Here is a 19,457-nt window from a genome sequence, read left to right as displayed (position 1 = left end):
CATCAATCATACGTACATGCACGTATCTTTGCAATCGTACGCTTGACAATAGTTATTCCATGACTATGCTCGTACCCATGAGATGACTAGTTATCTCATGACTATTAGGCTGGTGGCATGAGCAGAGAAGACAAGCGTTCCGCGCTCGGCCTGACCGTGCTCGGCGCGCTCGCCGAGGAGCCGATGCACGCCTATCGCATCCAGGAGGTGATCAAGGAGCGCGGCAAGGACCGCGTCGTCAACATCCGGCAACGCGCCAGCATCTACCAGACCATCGAGCGGTTGCTGCGGCTCGGACTGATCGCCGTACACAGCACCGCGCGAGTGGAGAACAGGCCGGAGCGCACCGTCTACCAGCTCACGCCGGCCGGCCGTGCGACCGCGGTGACCTGGGTCAAGGAGATGCTGTCCACCACCGGCGGCGACTTTCCGGAGTTTCCGGTCGGTCTGTCCTTCATCATGGCGCTCGCGCCGGAGGATGCCGCCGCACAGCTGGAAATCCGCGCCAAAGCGCTCGCGAGCGAGCTCGCCGGCACCGACACGGTCCTGCACGAGGCCGCCGACGTGCCGCGACTTTTCCTGCTGGAAGAGGAATATCGGCGCATCGTGCTGAAGGCCGAGCTGTCCTGGCTGCGCTCGGTCGTCGCCGATCTGCACGCCGGCCGGCTGACCTGGACCGAGGAGTGGATCCGGCAGCTCGCCGTCGAATACAACAAGAAACAGAAGGAGAAACGCCGTGAACAAAACTGACGTGCTGATCGCCGGCGGCGGCCTGGTCGGCCTGGCCAGCGCGCTTTTCCTGAGCCGGCAAGGGATCCGGCCGGTCCTGGTGGACCGGCATCCCGGTGTGTCGATCCACGGCCGGGCCCGCGGCATCAACCCGCGCACCATGGAGATCTATCGCGCCTATGGCGTGGCGGAGGCGGTCGAACGCGCGGGCAAGCCGTTTGACGAAGAGGCCGGCGTGGCGCGTTGCCATACGCTCGCCGGCGAATGGGAATGGCTTTTCGACGCCGACGAGCCGCGCACCAGTCCGGACACCGCCGGCGTCTTCTGCATGGCCGACCAGAACACCGTCGAGCCGATCCTGATCGAGGCGGCCACCTCGTACGGCGCCGAGCACCTCTTCGACACTGAGCTGCTTTCCTTTGAGGAGACCGAAAACGGCATCGTCGCGGAGATCCAGAACCGGACCGGCGGCGAGCGCCGGACCGTGCGCGCCGACTATCTGATCGCCGCCGACGGCAACCGCAGCCCGATCCGGCAACGGCTCGGCATCGCCAGGACCGGCGAGGCGACCTTCATGCACTCGATGAACATCGTCTTCCGCGCCGACCTGTCGCCATACCTGCCGCGGCGCGCTTTGTTTTGGATGATATTCAACGAAAACGTTGGCGGCGGCCTGGTCAGCACGGTCGATCCACAGCGGTGGCAGCTGACCGTCACCTACGACCCGCTAACCGAGTCGGAAGCATCTTTTCCCGACGAGCGCTGCATTTCGCTCGTACGAGCCGCGATCGGCGCCGACATCGACGTGACGATCGAAGGCGTGGCGGCCTGGGAACAGGGCCTCGGCGTCGCCGAGCGCTTCCGCGCCGGCCGCGTCTTCCTGGCCGGCGACAGCGCACACGTGTGGCCGCCGGCCGCCGCGCTCGGCGCCAACACCGGTGTGCAGGACGCGCACAACCTGGCCTGGAAACTCGCGCACGTCATCCGCGGCATCGCCGACGACAGCCTCCTGGACACGTACGACGCCGAGCGGCGTCCGCTGGCCGAGGCTCTCGCGCCGATGATCGTCGGCCACCAGCAGGCGCGGATGAGCGGCCAGCCGGAGCCGGACGGCACCAACCTCAAGCCGTTCGCGCAGGTCTACGGCGGGCCGACGCCGTTCGCCGACACCCTGACGCCGGCGCGCGTCGGCGGCCGCGCGCCACATCTGTGGCTCGCCGACGGGCTCGCCGTCCACGACGTGTGCGTCGACTCGTACGTGCTGCTGTGCGACAGCGACGAGTGGCTGCGCGCGGCGCAGGGCCGGCCGGTGCGGGCTTACCGCGCGGACGCCTCGCCTGACTGGGCTCGGCTCTATGGCTGCTCGGCAGCACTCGTACGGCCCGACGGCTACGTCGCCTGGCTCACCTCCGAGCCGGCCGACGCGGAGCTGTTGGATAACGTCGGGGCATGGCGCCCACGTTGACCCTGGCCGATCTCGAAGGCGTCGTACGAGCGAGCTGGGGACCGGACACCTGCGATCCGGCCGACCTGGACAGCTGGCGGCCGGACAACCCCGCTCGTGGCCAGTGCGGCGTGACCGCGCTCGTGCTGCACGACCTGCTCGGCGGCGAGCTGATCCTCGGTGAGGTGCACGTGACCGGTGCGAAGGTCGGCTACCACTACTGGAACCGGTTCGCCGGCGTCGTCGAGGTCGACCTGACCCGTGAGCAGTTCCGCGCCGAGGAGATCGTGTCCGGCGGCAAGGTCGTCGTGCGGCCGGCCGGGCCGCCGAAGCGCTGCCGCGAACAGTACGAGACGCTGCGCGACCGTGTCCTCGCCAGCCTGCGTGTCACCCCTGGCACCGCGACGGATGTCCGTATGTGACCTTGTTGACCACTTCAGCGCGGACAGCGGTCGACAAGGTGACGAGCGGACGCCGTAAGCGCTGCCCGATTGGCACCTCGGCAAGCAAAGCCGCAGGTCAGCAGCACCCCCGACGACGCAATCGGATTCCGATTGCGTCGTCGGACGCAGGGATCTTTCTCGACACAGACCCTAGGCGGCGCGGTCGACGACGAGGTCGGCCAACGAGAGCAGCGCCGACTTGGCCGGGCCGTCCGGCAGGCTGGCGACCAACGCGCGCGACCGGTCGGCATATTCGCGTACGACCTGGCGGGCGGCCGCCATCGCCGGCGAGGCCCGCAGCAGGGTCAGTGCCTCGGCGACCTCGTCGTCGTCGGACAGCGGCCGGCTGACCAGCGAGCGCAACCGGGCCTCGGCCGGGTCGGTGGACGCGAGCGCATAGAGCACCGGCAGCGTGGGGATGCCTTCCCGCAGGTCGGTGCCGGGCGTCTTGCCGGACGACTCGGACTCGATGTCGAGCAGGTCGTCGGACAGCTGGAAGGCCACTCCGATCGCCTCGCCGTAGGCCGTCAGCGTGTCCACGACCGCGGCGGAGGCCCCGGAGAACATGGCGCCAAAGCGGCCGGAGGTGGCGATCAGCGAGCCGGTCTTGTCGGCCAGTACGCCGAGGTAGTGCTCGACCGGGTCGACACCCGGAAGCGGTCCGGCGGTCTCCCGGATCTGGCCGGTGACCAGCCGCGAGAACGTCCGCGACTGGATGCGTACGGCCTCCGGGCCGAGGTCGGCGACCACGTCGGAGGCGCGCGCGAACAGGTAGTCGCCGGTGAGGATGGCGACCGAGTTGGACCAGCGCGAGTTGGCGGACGCGGCGCCGCGGCGTACGTCCGCCTCGTCCATCACGTCGTCGTGGTAGAGCGTCGCGAGGTGGGTCAGCTCGACCACGACGGCGGAGGCGACGACCTCGTCGCGCTCGGCGTCGCCAAGCTGCGCGGCGGCCAGCACCAGCAGCGGCCGAAACCGCTTGCCGCCGGCGTCCAGCAGGTGCCGCGCGGCCTCGTTGACCAGCGGGTCCGCGGCCGCGACGGCCTGTCGCAGCTGCTCCTCCACCGCGTCGAGACCGGCCTTGATGGACGCCTCGAACTCCGGGTCGCTCAACACGACGTCCGTGAGAGAAGTGGGGCGGCGCACCAAGGCTCAGCTCCTTACGAGCAGGTCATCGGACGAACGTCACGGCCTGGTTGGCCAGGTCGAGCAACGGCTGCGGCGCCACTCCGAGCAGCAGAGTGGCCAATGCGCCAAGCGTAAGCGATGCGGACGTGAACCCGCCTGGCACTGTGACGGTCGGCGCATCCGCGGCCGGCTCGGACAGGTACATCAGCACGATGACCCGCAGGTACGGAAACGCGATGACCGCGCTGGCGATCACACCGAGGATCACCAGCGACACCGCGCCGCCGCCGCTGGCCGCCGCGAACACCGCGAACTTGCTGGTGAAGCCGCTGGTCAGCGGGATGCCGGCGAAGGCGAGCATGAAGAAGGTGAACACCGCGGCGAACAGCGGCGACCGCTTCCCCAGCCCGGCCCAGCGGGACAGGTGAGTCGCCTCACCGTCGGCGTCGCGTACGAGCATCACGATCGCGAACGCGCCGATCGTGGTGAAGCCGTACGCGACCAGGTAGAACATCGTGGACGAGATGCCCTGCCCGGTCTGCGCGACCACACCGGTCAGGATGAAGCCGGCGTTGGCGATCGACGAGTACGCGAGCAGGCGCTTGATGTCGGTCTGCGTGATGGCCAGCACCGCGCCGACGATCATCGTCAGGATGGCGATGCCGATCATCAGCGGCCGCCAGTCCCACTTGGCGGTCGGCAGCGCCACGTAGAAGACCCGCAGGATCGCGCCGAAGGCGGCCACCTTGGTGCAGGAGGCCATCAGCGCGGTGACCGGCGTCGGAGCGCCCTGGTAGACATCCGGTGTCCAGGAGTGGAACGGCGCCACGCCGGCCTTGAACATCAGGCCGATGATCAGCATGCCGATGCCCAGCAGCAGGAGCAGCGGGCTGCGGTCGGACTGCGCCACCGCGGCCCAGATGTCGCCGAGCTTCACGCTGTTGGCATAGCCGTAGAGCAGCGCCACCCCGTACAGGAAGAACGCCGAGGCGAAGGCACCGAGCAGGAAGTACTTGACGGCCGCCTCCTGCGACAGCAGCCGGCGCCGGCGCGCCATGCCGCACAGCAGATAGAGCGGCAGCGACAGCACCTCCAGCGCCACGAACATGATCAGCAGGTCGTTGGACGATACGAACAGCATCATGCCGCCGAACGAGAACAGCGCCAGCGGATAGACCTCGGTCTGCATGAACGGCGACGCCGCCGACTTGCGGTCGGACGCGGTGCCGGCGGTGATGCCGGCCTGCGCGGTGAACACGCCGCCGGCCTCGGTCGACCGGTCGGCCAGCAGCAACACGCTGACCACGCCGAGGACCGCGAGGCTGCCCTGCAGGAACAGCGCCGGTCCGTCGACCGCGATCGCGTCGCCGGCGGTGATCACGCCGGGTTTGGCACCCGGCGAGATGTGGCCGGCGGCGAAGATCACCGCGCCGAGCGAGCCGAGCAGGGCGACCAGCGACAGCACAACCTGCACCGGCTGGCGGACCGTACGCGGCAGGAAGGCCTCAAGCAGGATCCCCACCGTCGCGGCGGCGAACAGGATCAGCATCGGCAGCAGCGCGATGTAGTTGATCGGTGGAAGGGAGAACGCCGGCATCACTTGCCGCCTCCAGAGAGCGCGCTGGGCTGCGGATCATGCTTACCTATGTCCTGCATGGTGTATTTCACCGCCGGGGTGATCACGTCGATGATCGGCTTCGGGTAGACACCGGTGAAGATGATCAGCGCGATCAGCGGCGCGATCACCCATTTCTCCCGCGTCGAGAGGTCGACCATCTTCGGCTGTGCCGCGTTGAGCGGACCATGCATCGTGCGCTGGTACATCCAGAGCACGTAGAGCGCGGCCAGGATCATGCCGAGCGTGGCGATGACCGCGACCGTCGTGTTGACCGTGAACGTGCCGATCAGCACCAGGAACTCACTCACGAACGAGTTGGTGCCAGGCAGCGCGAGCGCGGACAGGCCGGCGATGAAGAACGCGCCGGAGATGAGCGGTACGAGCTTGTGCGTGCCGCCGAAGTCCTCGACCCGCACACTCTGCCGGCGTACGGCCAAAAAGCCGACCACCAGGAACAGCGCGCCGGTGGACAGACCGTGGTTGACCATGTAGAGCACGGCACCGACACCGGCCTGGCTGGTGAAGGCGAAGCAGCCGAGCGCGATGAAACCGAAGTGCGCCACCGAGGTGTACGACACGAGTCGCTTCAGGTCGCTCTGGCCGATCGCCAGGAAAGCGCCGTAGAAAATGCCGATCAGCGCCAGCGCGAAGACGTACGGTGCGAAAAACTGCGACGCGTCCGGGAAAAGCGGGATGCAGTAACGCAGGAAACCAAACGTGCCGACCTTGTCCAGTACGCCGACCAACAGCACGGCCGCGCCGGCCGGCGCCTGGCCACCGGCGTCCGGAAGCCAGGTGTGGAACGGGAAAAGCGGCGCCTTGATCGCGAAGGCGATGAAGAAGCCGAGGAACAGTGCCTTCTGCATGCCGGGGTCGATGTTCAGGTTGGCCAGCGTGCTGAAGTCGAAGGTGCCGCGACCGTTGAGCAGGTTGGCCGACACGACGTACACGCCGATCACCGCGGCGAGCATCAGCAGGCCGCCGAACAGCGAGTAGAGGAAGAACTTCACCGCCGCGTACTGCCGCTTCGGGCCACCGTAGGACCCGATGAGGAAATACATCGGCACCAGCATGACCTCGAAGAAGACGTAGAAGAAAAACACGTCGGTGGCGGCGAACACGCCGACCATGCAGGTCTGCAGGCAGAGCATCAGGGCGAAGAACGCCTTGGTGGAGCGCTTTCCGGTGATGCCGGGCGCACCGGCGTACTTTTCCGCGTCGTGCCAGGAGGCCAGCACCACGATCGGCGTCAGCAGCGCGACCAGCGCCAGCATCACCAGCGCGATGCCGTCGACGCCGAAGGCAAACCGTACGCCGAAGGCCGGGATCCACGGATACGACTCGACCAGCTGGAAACGCGGACCGCTGGGCACGAACGAATACGCCGCCAAGCCGGTGATCACCAGCGACAGCAACGACCAGACCAGCGCGAAGACCTTCACGACCTGGTCGGCGCCTTTGGGCAGCAGCAGGATGATCAGCGCGCCGACCAGCGGAAACAGCGTCAGTACGGACAGATAAGGGAAGTGGCTCATCCGATCCTCACCGCCAACAGCGCACCGACCACCAGGACGGCACCGATCAGCATCGTCAACGCGTACGTCCGGACGAACCCGGTCTGAGCTCGCTTCATCCGGTTGGAGAGTCCGCTCATGAAACCGCCGAGGCCGTTGACGAAGCCGTCGATCCCCCGGCCGTCCAGGGAGGTGATCGCGCGGGTCAGGCCGAGGCCGGGACGCTCGAAGAGCGCCTCGTTGACCTGGTCGGCGTAGAGCGCGTTGCGCGCCGCCAGCACGAAACCGTTGGTGGTGGCCGGCTCGGTCTCGCGGACCTTACGGCCGAGATAGAGCCAGTACGCCAACGCCGCGCCGAGCACCACGATGACCAGCGTCGCCGTGCTCACCATCCAGGCCGGGAAACGCTCGGCCTCGTGCGCGCCGGCCTCGGTGCCGAAGGCCGGTGCGAGCCAGTCGAGCAGTCCCAGTGCCTGCAGGCCGAAACCGGCGCCGATCGAGCCGACCGCGATGATCGCCATCGGCACCCACATGACCGCCGGCGACTCGTGCGGATGCTTGATGTCCTCGGTCCAGCGCTTCTTACCGAGGAACGTCATGACGAACAGCCGGCTCATGTAGAAGGCGGTGATGCCGGCGCCGACCAGCGCCGCGCCGCCGAACAGCCAGCCGGTCCAGCCGGGCCGGTTGAACGCCGCCTCGATGATCGCGTCCTTGGAGAAGAAGCCGGCGAACGGTGGAATGCCGAGGATCGCCAGATAGCCGAGGCCGAAGGTGACGGCGGTGATCGGCATGTATCTGGCCAGGCCACCGAACCTGCGCATGTCGACCTGGTCGTTCATGCCGTGCATCACCGAACCGGCGCCGAGGAACATGCCGGCCTTGAAGAAGCCGTGGCAGAGCAGGTGGAAGATGCCCAGCGCGTACGCCGGACCGCCGAGGCCGACGGCCAGGAACATGTAGCCGATCTGCGACACCGTCGACCAGGCCAGCACCTTCTTGATGTCGTCCTTGGCGCAACCGGCGATGCATCCGAGCAGCAGCGTGAACGCGCCGATCGCGCAGACCACCGTCTGGCCGGTCGGCGTGAGGTTGTAGAGCGGCGCGGATCTGCCGATCAGATAGACGCCGGCGGTCACCATCGTCGCCGCGTGGATCAGCGCGGAAACCGGTGTCGGGCCTTCCATCGCGTCCGGCAACCACGCCTGCAGCGGGAACTGGCCGGACTTGCCGCACGCGCCAAGCAGGAGCAGCAGCGTCATGACGGTCAGGATCGTCGAGTTGAGCTTGTCGGCGTTGGAGAAGACCTGCGAGTACGAGGTCGTGCCGAGCGTCGCGAACATCAGGAAGATCGCCAGCGTCAGGCCGACATCGCCGACCCGGTTCATGATGAACGCCTTCTTCGCCGCGGTCGCCGCCGCCGGCTTGAAATACCAGAAGGCGATCAGCAGATACGACGCCAGGCCGACGCCTTCCCAGCCGACGTAGAGCATCACGTATCCGTTGCCGAGCACCAGGAGCAGCATCGCGGCGACGAACAGGTTGAGGTAGGCGAAGAAGCGCCGGCGGCCCTCGTCGTGCGCCATGTAGCCGATCGAGTAGATGTGGATCAGCGAGCCGATGCCGGTGATCAGCAGCACGAAAACGCCGGACAGCGGGTCGAACAGCAGGCCAGCGTCGATCTTCAGGTCACCGACCGGGATGAAGCTGAACAGGATCTGCTCGACCGACTTGGTCTGCATCCCGCGCAACGTCAGGAACTGCGCCAACCCCAACCCGAACGCGGCGAGCGAGGTGAGGCAACCCAGATAGTGCCCCCACTTGTCACCGCGCTTGCCGACCAGCAGCAGTACGGTCGCGCCGAAGGCCGGCAGGGCGATGAGCAACCACAGGTAGCTCATCACGCCGCCGTCCGGGTGGCCGTACGTCACCGCCTCGGCGAGCACGTCGTTGCTCACGGCGTACACCTCGACATTGAGGAAACCTTTCCTTTAGTACTTCAAAAGGTTCGAGTCGTCGACGGACGCCGACTTACGGGTACGGAAGATCGACATGATGATCGCCAGGCCGACCACCACTTCGGCGGCGGCGACGACCATCACGAAGAAGGCCATGATCTGGCCGTCCAACGAGCCGTTGATCCGCGAGAAGGTGACCAGCGACAGGTTCACCGCGTTGAGCATCAGCTCGACCGACATGAACACGACGATCGCGTTACGGCGTACCAGCACGCCGACCGCGCCGATGGTGAACAGGATCGCCGACAGTACGAGGTAGTAGGTCGGAGACATCTAGATCCTCCCCGGTCCGGACTGGCCGCTGTGGGCGTGTCCGTGAACGTGCTCATGGTCTTCGATCGGCGAAGGCGCCGCGTCGGTGTCCTCCAGGTCGCCACCGGTCTCGACCAGCCGCTCGGCCGACGGCAGGCCGCGCTCGGCGGCGATCCGCTTGGTGGTCGCGTTGCGGCTCGCCTCGGCGACCGAGCCGTCCGGCAGCAGCGCCGGCGTGGCGACCGAGTCGTGCCGCGCGAAGACACCGGGGCCGGGCTTGGGCGCCGGGTAGTTGCCCTTGGCGAAGCGGGCCTTCGACCGCTGCTTCTGCGTACGCTTCTCGCCCGGCTCGTGCTGGATGTGCGCCAGGATGATCGCGCCGACCGCCGCCGTGATCAGCAGCGCCGAGGTGACCTCGAAGGCGAAGACGTACTTGGAGAAGATCAGGTAGGCCAGGTTGTTCACGTTCTGGCCGTTGGTGTTGTACTTCGCGAGGCCGACGGCGTCGATCGAGCCGAGGCCGCGCAGCAGGCCGGTGCCGAGCAGGCCGGCGAAGCCGATGCCGACCACGGTGGCGGCGACCCGCTGGCCGCGCAGCGTCTCCACCACCGAGTCCGAGGCGTCCCGGCCGACCAGCATCAGCACGAACAGGAACAGCATCATGATCGCGCCGGTGTAGACGATGATCTGCACCATGCCGATGAACGGACCGGCCTGGATGATGTAGAAGACACCGAGGCTGGCCATCGTCAGCACCAGGAACAGCGCCGAATGGACGGCGTTGCGCGCCAGCACCATGCCGATCGCGCCGATCAGCGCGATCGGCCCGAGAATGAAGAAAAGTACGGTCTCAGCTGTGCTCATGCCTCGCCTCCGGAACCGCTCCGTGCCTTCGACAAAAGCGAATTCGCTGCGCTCATTCTCTTTTGTTCGATGCTCACGAACCCGTCGTCTTCGGGAGTCATCTACTCGTCCTCCGCCCCGGTCCACTGCGGAAACTCCGCGCCCTTGGAGGCACCGGGGTTGGTCATCGCGCCGACGTAGTAGTCCTTCTCGTCGTCGCCGAGGCGCATCGGATGCGGCGGCTGTTCCATGCCGGGCAGCAGCGGCGCGAGCAGCTGCTCCTTGGTGAAGATCAGGTCGTGCCGGTTGTCCAGCGCCAGCTCGTACGCGTTGCTCATGGTCAGCGACCGGGTCGGACAGGCCTCGATGCACAGTCCGCAGAAGATGCACCGCGAGTAGTTGATCTGGTAGACCGCGCCATAGCGCTCACCGGGAGAGAACCGCTTCTCCTCGGTGTTGTCGCCGCCTTCCACGTAGATCGCGTCGGCCGGGCAGGCCCACGCGCACAGCTCACAACCGACGCACTTCTCCAAGCCGTCCGGATGCCGGTTGAGCACGTGCCGGCCGTGGTAGCGCGCCTCGACCTGTTTTCCCTTTTCCGGATACTGGTACGTGCCGACCTTCTGGAAGATCGCCGCGAACGTCAGCCCGTAACCCTTGGCCCAGTCCAGCATTTCTCAGGCCTTCCCTGATTTCTCGGTGACCGCGGCGGTACGCGCGAGCCGCGGCGAAGGTGGCACGACCAGGTCCATCGGCGGGACCGGGTAGACCGGCTGCTCGGGTTCGACCGCGGCCGCCTTGGCCGCCGCCTCGTCCTTCTTCTTGCCGGACGGCCAGAACAGCACCACCAGCAGGATCACCAGCACGACCGCGCCGATGATGACCAGCCGCTGCAGCGGCGAGGTGTTGCTGGCGTTGGCGAAGGTCTGCACGCCGGAGACCACCAGGATCCAGGCCAGGTTGATCGGCACCAGCACCTTCCAGCCCAGGCGCATCAGCTGGTCGTAGCGCAGCCGCGGCAGCGTGCCGCGCAGCCAGACGAAGAAGAACATGAAGGCCATGATCTTCACGAAGAACCACAGCAGGCCCCAGTAGCCCTGGTCGATCCACGGCAGCAGGTTGCCCAGGCCAAACGGCGCGTGCCAGCCGCCGAGGAACAGCGTGATCGCCAGCGACGAGACGCCGACCATGTTGACGTACTCGGCGAGGAAGAACATGCCGAACTTCAGCGAGGTGTATTCGGTGTGATAGCCACCGACCAGCTCGCCTTCGGCCTCCGGCAGGTCGAACGGGATCCGGTTGGTCTCACCGACCGCCGAGATCACGTAGATGATGAAGGACGGCAGCAGGATGAACGCATACCAGACCTTGTCCTGCGCGCTGACGATCTGCGAGGTCGACAGCGAGCCCGCGTAGAGAAAGACCGCCACGAAGGACAGGCCCATGGCGACCTCGTACGAGATCATCTGCGCCGCCGACCGCAGGCCGCCCAGCAGCGAGTACGTCGAGTTGGACGCCCAGCCGGCCAGCACGATGCCGTAGACACCCATGGACGAGCAGACCAGCACCCACAGCACCGCCACCGGCAGATCGGTGACCTGCAGCGCGACCCGATAGCCGAACATGTTGACGGTCGGGCCGAACGGCGTGACCGCGAGCGCCAGGAACGACGGGAACGCGGCGATCACCGGAGCCAGCGCGAAGACGACCTTGTCGGCCATCTTCGGGATGACTTCCTCCTTGAACGGCAGCTTGATCGCGTCCGCGATCGACTGGAACCAGCCGTTGGGACCGTGCCGGTTGGGACCCAGCCGGAACTGCATCCTGGCGATCAGCTTGCGCTCGAAGGTGATCATGAAGATCGTCATCAGCATCAGGAACGCGAAGACCGCGACGACCTTGATCAGCGTGATCCAGAACGGCTCGTGGCCGAACTGGTCGATCGGCAGCTGCGGCACCGGCTCAGCCGTGATCATTTGTCCCCCTTAGCGAGCCGTACGACCGCGCCGGCGCCGGCCCGCAGCGTCTTACGCACCTGTGAGCCGGGCGAGTTTGCCGGCAGCCAGACGACCCGGTCCGGCATTGGCGTCACCGCGACCGGCAGCGTGATGGTGCCGGCGTCGGTGCTGACCCGCACGTCCTGACCGTCGGTGAGGCCCAGCTCCTCGGCCGTCGCGGCGGAGATCCGGGCCAACGGCGGCTTGGCCGTACCGGCCAGGTGCTGCTCGTTGTCCTGCATCCGGCCGAGGTCGAGGTTCTGTGACCAGGTCGCCAGTACGGCCTCGCCGGCCGCCGGCGTCGGGGTGGTCACGTCGACGTTGCTCGGCACCGTGACCGCACGCGGACCCGGCTCGGGCAGGTCGGCCAGCTGTGCGCGCAGCGCGTCGAGCGCGGCGGTGTCCAGGGGCGCGAAGTCGCCGTCCTCGTCGGCGATCTCCTCTGCCAGCTCGTCCAGTACGGCCGCGTCGCTCAGCGTGCCGGCCTGCGGCAGCACCACCTCGAACGGCCGCTGGCGGCCCTCCCAGTTGACGAAGGTGCCGGCCTTCTCGCTGACCGCGGCGACCGGGAACACCACGTCGGCGCGGTTGGTGACGGCGGACGCGCGCAGCTCCAGGCTGACGACGAAACCGGCCGTCTCCAGCGCTGCCTCGGCGGCCGCCGGGTCCGGCAGGTCGGCGGTGTCCACACCGGCGATCACCGCCGCCGACAGCGAGCCGTCGGCCAGCGCGTCGACGATCTGGGTGGTCGAGCGGCCGGGGACCGGCGGGATGCTGCCGGCGTCGATGCCCCACGTACGCTCCAGCTCCCCGCGAGCGTCGTCGTCGGTCACCGCAGCGCCGCCCGGCAGCAGGGTCGGCAGCGCGCCGGCCTCCACCGCACCGCGGTCACCGGCCCGCCGCGGCACCCAGGCCAGCTCGGCGCCGGTCGCGTTGGCCAGCCGGGACACGGCCGTCAGCGCACCTGGCACACCGGCCAGCCGCGAGCCGGCCAGCACGATCGCGCCCGGCTGGCGCAGCGCCTCGAAGGCGTCGCCGGCGAGTCCGTTGAGGACGAGCGGCTCGGTGCCGGGCACCGCCTCGATCAGCGTGCCGCCGGCCTTGGCCAGGCCGCGGGTCGCGTACGGCGCCACCGAGAACAGCCGCAGGCCCTTCTTCCGCCACGCCTTGCGCAGCCGGAGGAACAGGATCGGCGACTCCTCCTCGGCCTCCAGGCCGACCAGCAGCACCGCCGGAGCGTTCTCGACCTTCCGATAGGTGACACCGCCGTTGTCCGGCGTGACGCCGAGCGCGCGAGTGGCGATGAAGGTCAGCTCCTCGTCGGAGCCGGCGCTCGTACGGAAGTCGATGTCGTTGGTGCGCAGCACCGCGCGGGCGAACTTCGAGTACGCGTAAGCGTCCTCCATGGTCAGCCGGCCACCGGTCAGCACACCGACGCCACGGCCGTTGTCACGCGCCTCGCGCAGGCCCTCAGCGGCCCGCTCGAAGGCCTCGGTCCAGGACGCCGGCTGCAGCTCACCCGCCTCGTTGCGGACCAGCGGAGTGGTCAGGCGGTCGTCGGCGGTGGCGTAGGTGAACGCCCACCGACCCTTGTCGCAGTTCCACTCCTCGTTGACCTCGGGGTCGTCACCGGCGAGCCGACGCAGCACCTTGTTGCGCCGCCAGTCCGTACGCTGGTCGCAGCCGCCGGAGCAGTGCTCGCACACGCTCGGCGTGCTGACCAGGTCGAACGGCCGTGCGCGGAACCGGTAGGCGGCGCCGGTCAGCGCGCCGACCGGGCAGATCTGCACGGTGTTGCCGGAGAAGTAGGACTGGAACGGCTCGCGCTGGTCGATGCCGATCTGCTGCTGCGCGCCGCGCTCCAGCAGGTCGATGAACTTGTCGCCGGCGATCTGGTCGCTGAACCGCGTACACCGCTGGCAGAGCACGCAGCGCTCGCGGTCGAGCAGCACCTGCGAGGAGATCGCGATCGGCTTGGGGAACGTACGCTTCTGCTCCAGGAAGCGACTGTCCGCGTCGCCGTTGGCCAGCGCCTGGTTCTGCAGCGGGCACTCGCCGCCCTTGTCGCAGATCGGGCAGTCCAGCGGGTGGTTGATCAGCAGCATCTCCAGCGTGCCGCGCTGTGCCTTCTCGGCCACCGGGCTGGTCAGCTGGGTCTTGACCACCATGCCGTCGGAGCAGGCCAGCGTGCAGGAGGCCTGCGGCTTGGGCATCGGCCGGCCACCAACGGACACCTCGACCATGCACTGCCGGCAGGCACCGGCCGGCTCCAGCAGCGGGTGGTCGCAGAACCGCGGGATCTGGACACCGATCTGCTCGGCGGCCCGGATCACCAGCGTGCCCTTCGGCACGGTCACGTCGATGCCGTCGATGTTGCAGGTGACGGTGTCGACCTTTTCTGGCGCCATTGTCATCTCTAGTGAGCTCCCGCCAGCTCGGCCGCTTTACCGGTGAAATAAGGCGGCCTCACACCGGTGATGTAGTCGCGGTAGTCCTGCTCGAAGTACTTGATGCTGGAGATGATCGGGCTGACCGCACCATCGCCGAGCGCGCAGAACGACCGGCCGAAGATGTTGTCCGAGGTGTCCAGCAGCGTCTCGATGTCCTTCTCGACGCCCTGGCCGGACAGGATCCGGTGCAGCGTACGGACCATCCAGTAGGTGCCTTCGCGGCACGGCGTGCACTTGCCGCACGACTCGTGGGCGTAGAACTCGGTGAACCGGTAGGCCGCGTACACCACGTCGTCCTGCTGGCTGAACACCATCACCGCGGTCGTGCCCAGCATCGAGCCGGCGGCGGCCGCGCCTTCGAAGTCCAGCGGCACGTCCAGGTGCTCGGTGGTCAGCATCGGCGTCGACGAGCCGCCCGGCGTCCAGAACTTGAGCTCGTGGCCTTCCTTCATGCCACCGGCCAGCTCGATCAGCTGGCGCAGCGTGGTGCCGAGCGTGCACTCGTACTGTCCGGGCCGGTTGACCCGGCCGGAGATCGAGTAGATCTTCGGGCCGGGCGACTTCTCGGTCCCCATCGACTTCCACCAGTCGGCGCCGCCGAGCACGATGAACGGCACGCTCGCGATGGTCTCCACGTTGTTGACCACGGTGGGGCTGGAGTAGAGGCCGTTGGTCGCCGGGAACGGCGGCTTGAGCCGCGGCTGGCCGCGATAGCCCTCCAGCGAGTCCAGCAGCGCGGTCTCCTCGCCGCAGATGTACGCGCCGGCGCCGGCGTGCACGACCACGTCCAGGTCGAAGCCGCTGCCGAGGATGTTCTTGCCGAGGTAGCCCTTCGCGTACGCCTCGCGGACCGCGTTCTGCACGCGGCGCAGCGCGTGCACGACCTCGCCGCGGATGTAGATCGCGGCGAAGTTGGCGCGGATCGCGTAGCAGGTGATGACGATGCCCTCGATCAGCGAGTGCGGATCGGCCATCATCAGCGGCACGTCCTTGCAGGTCCCCGGCTCGCCCTCGTCGGCGTTGACCACCAGGTAGTGCGGCTTGCCGTCACCCTGCGGGATGAACGACCACTTCAGGCCGGTCGGAAAGCCGGCGCCGCCGCGGCCGCGCAGGCCGGAGTCCTTGACCAGCTGGATCAGCTCGTCGGGGGACGCGGTGAACGCCTTGCGCAGGCCCTTGTAGCCGTCCAGCAGCTCGTACGTGTCGATCTTCCAGGCGTCCGGGGTCAGCCAGCGCTTGGTCAGCACCGGTGTGAGGACCTCCTGTGCGACGGAGACCGCGCTCATTTCTTCTCGTCCTTCGGTGGTACGGGAGGGATCGGCGTGTTGGGGTCGTAACCCGGCACCGTCACACCGACCGAGTCGGCCAGCCGCGCGCCGGCCAGCGTCGGCGTGCCGGCCGGCCCCTCGCCGGTGGCGCCCTCACGCTCGTCGGCGAAGCCGGCCAGCTGCATCTCGATCTGCTTGAAGGTGCACAGCCGCGCGCCGCGGGTCGGCAGCGGCGAGCTGCCGGTCTGCAGCCGCCGCACGATGTCGACCGCCGACTCCTCGTCGACCTGGTCGAAGAACTCGTAGTTGACCGTCATCACCGGCGCGTAGTCGCAGGCCGCCAGGCACTCGGCGTGCTCCAGCGTGAACTGGCCGTCCTCGGTGGTCTCGTCGTGGCCGACGCCCAGGTGCTCGGACAGCGCCTGGTATGCCTTGTCGCCGCCGAGCACGCCGCACATCGTGTTCGTACACACGCTGACCAGGTATTCGCCGACCGGCCGGCGCTTGTACATGGTGTAGAAGGTGGCCACCGCGGAGACCTCGGCCTTGGTCAGGCCCAGCTCCTCGGCGCACAGCGTGATGCCCTCGGGGCTGACGTAGCCTTCCTCGGCCTGCACCAGGTGCAGCATCGGCAACAGCGCGGAACGGGACTTCGGATAGCGCGCGATGATCTCGCGGGCCTTCGCGCGGGTTTCGTCGGTCAGTGGCATTTCAGCGATCACATCCACCCATGACGGGGTCGAGAGAGGCGACCGCGACCACCGCGTCGCCGAGCAGGCCGCCCTCGGTCAGCGCCGGAATGGCCTGCAGGTTGATGAAGCTGGGTTCGCGCATGTGCACGCGGAACGGACGCGTGCCACCGTCGGACACCGCGTGTACGCCGAGCTCGCCGCGCGGCGACTCGACCGCCGCGTACACCTGGCCGGCCGGGACGCGGAAGCCCTCGGTGACCAGCTTGAAGTGGTGGATCAGGGCCTCCATCGACTGGCCCATGATCTTGCGGACGTGGTCGAGCGAGTTACCCATCCCGTCCAGGCCGACGGCCAGCTGCGCCGGCCAGGCGATCTTCTTGTCCTCGACCACCACCGGACCCGGCTCCAGCCGGCCGAGCGCCTGCTCGATGATCTTGAGCGACTCGCGCATCTCGTCCATCCGGACCACGTACCGGGCCCAACAGTCGGCGTCGGTGTGCGTCGGCACCTCGAAGTCGTAGTTTTCGTAGCCGCAGTAGGGCATCGTCTTGCGCAGGTCCCACGGCAGGCCGGCGGCCCGCAGCATCGGACCGGTCACACCGAGCGCGAGGCAACCCTCCACGTCGAGGTAGGCGACGTCCTTCATCCGGGACTGGAAGACCGGCTGGCCGGTGAGCAGGCCGTGATACCAGTCGACGCGCTTGCGCATGTACTGGCAGAAGTCGCGGATCTGGTCCTCGGTGCCGGGCGGGAAGTCCTGCGCGACCCCGCCTGGCCGGATGTAGGCCATGTTCATCCGCAGGCCGGACACCTTCTCGAAGATGTCCAGAATGTACTCGCGGTCCAGGAAGCCGTCGGTCATCGGCGTGGTCGCGCCGAGCTCGTTGGCGCCGGTGGCCAGCCAGACCAGGTGCGAGCTGATCCGGTTGAGCTCCATCATGATCACCCGGATCACGTCGGCGCGCTCGGGCACCTGGATGCCGAGCAGCTTCTCCACCGCGAGGCAGTACGCGGTCTCGTTGAAGATCGGCGACAGGTAGTCGGCACGCGTCACGAACGTGGTGCCCTGCGTCCAGGTACGGAACTCGAGGTTCTTCTCGATGCCGGTGTGCAGATAGCCGACCACCGCGGTGGCCTCGGTGACCGTCTCGCCTTCCAGCTCCAGCACCAGCCGGAGCACGCCGTGCGTGGACGGATGCTGCGGGCCCATGTTGAGCACCAGCCGCTCGTCCTCGAACGGGCTGCCGGCGACGATGTCGTCCCAGTCGCCACCGGTGATCGTGTAGACGCGGCCTTCGGTGGTCTCGCGCGCCGACGCGGCGTACGGATCCGTGGTCGTCACCGGTAGGCCCTCCGTTCGTCTGGTGGCGGGATCTCGGCGCCCTTGTATTCGACCGGGATGCCGCCGAGCGGGTAGTCCTTGCGCTGGGGGTGACCCTCCCAGTCGTCCGGCATCAGGATCCTGGTCAGGCCGGGGTGGCCGTCGAAGATGACGCCGAACAGGTCCCAGGTCTCGCGTTCCTGCCAGTCGGCGGTCGGATAGACCCGCGTCACCGAGGCGACGTGCGGGTCGTCGACGCCGACCGCGACCTCCAGCCGTACGCGCCGGCGGTAGGTCATCGAGGTCAGGTGGTAGGTGACGTGCAACCGGTCGGCCTCGGCCGGACCGTAGTCGACACCGGACACCGACGAGCACAGCTCGAAGCGCAGCGCCTCGTCGTCACGCATCACCTGGCAGACCGCCGCGATCTTCTCCGGCCGCACGTGGATTGTCAGCTCGTCGCGGTCGATCTCGACGCGCAGGATCGCGTCGGCGAACTCGGGGTAAGCGTCGTTCAGCGCGTCGACGACCTCGTCGAAATAGCCGCCGTACGGACGCGTGGCCGGAGGAAGGACGGCCCGCGTACGCACCAGGCCGCCGAACCCGGACGTGTCACCCGTACCGGTGACACCGAACATGCCTTTTCCGGACGACACAACGCTTTCCCCGTCCGGGATGCCGATGCCGCGCGGCGCCGGCAGGCGGTCGTCGTTGTCGCTCACCGGCGATACTCACTTTCGATCCGCAGCTGCTCCTCGCGGCCCTGCGCCGCGGCTTCCAGCCACTGCTTCTTTTTCTTCTTGTCGAAGCGGTACGAGGACGGCATGGTGCCATAGCGCGGGAGCGTGCCGTTGGCCTTCATCTCGGCGAACTCGGCCTTGCGCTTGGGCCCGAGCGGCTCGTGCATGACCTTCTCGTGCAGCTTGAGGATCGCGTCCAGCAGCATCTCCGGCCGCGGCGGGCAGCCGGGCAGATACATGTCCACCGGCACGACGTGGTCGACGCCCTGCACGATCGCGTAGTTGTTGAACATGCCGCCGCTGGAGGCGCAGACCCCCATCGACAGGACCCACTTGGGGTCCGGCATCTGGTCGTAGATCTGCCGCAGCACCGGCGCCATCTTCTGGCTCACCCGGCCGGCCACGATCATCAGGTCGGCCTGCCGCGGTGTCGCGGAGAACCGCTCCATGCCCAGCCGTGCGATGTCGTGCCGCGACCCGCCGACCGCCATCATCTCGATCGCGCAGCAGGCCAGCCCGAAGGTGGCCGGCCACATCGAGCTCTTGCGGCCCCAGTTGACCAGCTTTTCCAGGTTGGTCAGCAAAAACCCACTGGGAAGCTTTTCTTCGATACCCATTTGTCTGTCCCTAGTCCCAGTCCAGGCCGCCGCGGCGCCACACGTAGGCGTACGCGACCAGCACCGTGACGATGAAGAGCACCATCTCGACGAACCCGAAGACGCCGAGCGCTTTGTTTGCCACCGCCCACGGGTAGAGGAAGATGATCTCGATGTCGAAGACGATGAACAGCATCGCCGTCAGATAGAACTTGATCGGAAACTTGCCGCCGCCGATCGGCTGCGGGGTCGGCTCGATGCCGCACTCGTACGGCTCGTACTTGGCCCTGTTGTAGCGCTTCGGACCGGTCATCGACGAGATGCCGTAGACCGACAACAAGGCGAACCCGAACGACAGCACGAAAAGCGTGGCGATCGGGATGTACGGCGCTAGCGACATGCCA

The 19,457-nt window shown here is 67.6% G+C and carries 17 protein-coding genes and 1 pseudogene; 3 read left to right on the top strand and 15 right to left on the bottom strand.

Translation table 11 applies throughout. The features are described from left to right. Positions 1 to 117 precede the first annotated feature (117 nt). From GNX95_RS16975 to GNX95_RS16965, 3 genes are read left to right on the top strand one after another with little or no spacing between them, the layout of a single operon-like run. The gene (locus GNX95_RS16975; protein WP_163508388.1) at positions 118 to 750 is read left to right on the top strand and encodes a PadR family transcriptional regulator; all 633 of its coding nucleotides are present in this window, start codon (positions 118 to 120) and stop codon (positions 748 to 750) included. Continuing rightward, on the top strand, positions 737 to 2,194 hold the full coding sequence (locus tag GNX95_RS16970) for an FAD-dependent monooxygenase (protein ID WP_163508387.1): 1,458 nt from the start codon (positions 737 to 739) through the stop codon (positions 2,192 to 2,194). The genes GNX95_RS16975 and GNX95_RS16970 overlap by 14 nt, the downstream gene beginning before the upstream one ends. After that, entirely contained in the window at positions 2,179 to 2,595 is a 417-nt protein-coding gene (locus GNX95_RS16965) for a YunG family protein (RefSeq protein ID WP_163508386.1), read from the top strand. The genes GNX95_RS16970 and GNX95_RS16965 overlap by 16 nt, the downstream gene beginning before the upstream one ends. 171 nt (positions 2,596 to 2,766) lie before the next feature. Here GNX95_RS16965 and GNX95_RS16960 read toward each other — a convergent pair whose 3' ends face one another. From GNX95_RS16960 to GNX95_RS16890, 15 genes and pseudogenes are all read right to left on the bottom strand, one after another. Next, entirely contained in the window at positions 2,767 to 3,729 is a 963-nt protein-coding gene (locus tag GNX95_RS16960) for a polyprenyl synthetase family protein (RefSeq protein WP_281356931.1), read from the bottom strand. A gap of 58 nt (positions 3,730 to 3,787) precedes the next feature. Then, positions 3,788 to 5,341 (bottom strand): NADH-quinone oxidoreductase subunit NuoN, encoded by a 1,554-nt coding sequence (gene nuoN, locus GNX95_RS16955; RefSeq protein WP_163508384.1) that lies wholly within the window; start codon positions 5,339 to 5,341, stop codon positions 3,788 to 3,790. Then, on the bottom strand, positions 5,341 to 6,897 hold the full coding sequence (locus tag GNX95_RS16950; protein WP_163508383.1) for an NADH-quinone oxidoreductase subunit M: 1,557 nt from the start codon (positions 6,895 to 6,897) through the stop codon (positions 5,341 to 5,343). Before GNX95_RS16950 ends, nuoN begins: the two co-directional genes overlap by 1 nt. After that, positions 6,894 to 8,777, bottom strand: coding sequence for an NADH-quinone oxidoreductase subunit L (gene nuoL / locus GNX95_RS16945; RefSeq protein WP_163510075.1), 1,884 nt, complete (start codon positions 8,775 to 8,777; stop codon positions 6,894 to 6,896). Before nuoL ends, GNX95_RS16950 begins: the two co-directional genes overlap by 4 nt. A 90-nt stretch (positions 8,778 to 8,867) precedes the next feature. Continuing rightward, positions 8,868 to 9,167 carry an NADH-quinone oxidoreductase subunit NuoK gene (nuoK, locus tag GNX95_RS16940; RefSeq protein ID WP_163508382.1) on the bottom strand — a complete coding sequence of 100 codons (300 nt, stop codon included), beginning with the start codon at positions 9,165 to 9,167 and terminating at the stop codon, positions 8,868 to 8,870. Further along, entirely contained in the window at positions 9,168 to 10,010 is an 843-nt protein-coding gene (locus GNX95_RS16935) for an NADH-quinone oxidoreductase subunit J (protein WP_163508381.1), read from the bottom strand. 101 nt (positions 10,011 to 10,111) lie between these two features. Beyond that, the gene (nuoI, locus tag GNX95_RS16930; protein ID WP_163508380.1) at positions 10,112 to 10,663 is read right to left on the bottom strand and encodes an NADH-quinone oxidoreductase subunit NuoI; all 552 of its coding nucleotides are present in this window, start codon (positions 10,661 to 10,663) and stop codon (positions 10,112 to 10,114) included. Positions 10,664 to 10,666: 3 nt separating this feature from the next. After that, a complete protein-coding gene (gene nuoH / locus GNX95_RS16925; RefSeq protein WP_163508379.1) occupies positions 10,667 to 11,965 on the bottom strand; it encodes an NADH-quinone oxidoreductase subunit NuoH in 1,299 nt (432 codons plus the stop codon). Continuing rightward, entirely contained in the window at positions 11,962 to 14,400 is a 2,439-nt protein-coding gene (locus tag GNX95_RS16920; RefSeq protein ID WP_163508378.1) for an NADH-quinone oxidoreductase subunit G, read from the bottom strand. Before GNX95_RS16920 ends, nuoH begins: the two co-directional genes overlap by 4 nt. A gap of 2 nt (positions 14,401 to 14,402) precedes the next feature. After that, positions 14,403 to 15,722 carry an NADH-quinone oxidoreductase subunit NuoF gene (gene nuoF / locus GNX95_RS16915; protein WP_163508377.1) on the bottom strand — a complete coding sequence of 440 codons (1,320 nt, stop codon included), beginning with the start codon at positions 15,720 to 15,722 and terminating at the stop codon, positions 14,403 to 14,405. Next, positions 15,719 to 16,414, bottom strand: a complete 696-nt coding sequence (gene nuoE / locus GNX95_RS16910) for an NADH-quinone oxidoreductase subunit NuoE (RefSeq protein WP_163508376.1) — start codon at positions 16,412 to 16,414, stop codon at positions 15,719 to 15,721. Before nuoE ends, nuoF begins: the two co-directional genes overlap by 4 nt. A gap of 1 nt (position 16,415) precedes the next feature. Then, entirely contained in the window at positions 16,416 to 17,738 is a 1,323-nt protein-coding gene (locus GNX95_RS16905; RefSeq protein ID WP_163508375.1) for an NADH-quinone oxidoreductase subunit D, read from the bottom strand. Then, positions 17,735 to 18,355 (bottom strand): NADH-quinone oxidoreductase subunit C, encoded by a 621-nt coding sequence (locus GNX95_RS16900; protein WP_222853903.1) that lies wholly within the window; start codon positions 18,353 to 18,355, stop codon positions 17,735 to 17,737. Before GNX95_RS16900 ends, GNX95_RS16905 begins: the two co-directional genes overlap by 4 nt. A gap of 224 nt (positions 18,356 to 18,579) precedes the next feature. Beyond that, positions 18,580 to 19,074 (bottom strand): annotated as a pseudogene (locus tag GNX95_RS16895) (NuoB/complex I 20 kDa subunit family protein); the annotation flags it as partial. Positions 19,075 to 19,084: 10 nt separating this feature from the next. Next, positions 19,085 to 19,453, bottom strand: a complete 369-nt coding sequence (locus GNX95_RS16890; RefSeq protein WP_163508372.1) for an NADH-quinone oxidoreductase subunit A — start codon at positions 19,451 to 19,453, stop codon at positions 19,085 to 19,087. Between the last annotated feature and the right edge of the window lie 4 nt (positions 19,454 to 19,457).

The organism is Fodinicola acaciae (genome assembly GCF_010993745.1).
GTDB classification, from domain to species: domain Bacteria; phylum Actinomycetota; class Actinomycetes; order Mycobacteriales; family HKI-0501; genus Fodinicola; species Fodinicola acaciae.
This window is presented reverse-complemented; position numbering and strand designations above follow the sequence as displayed.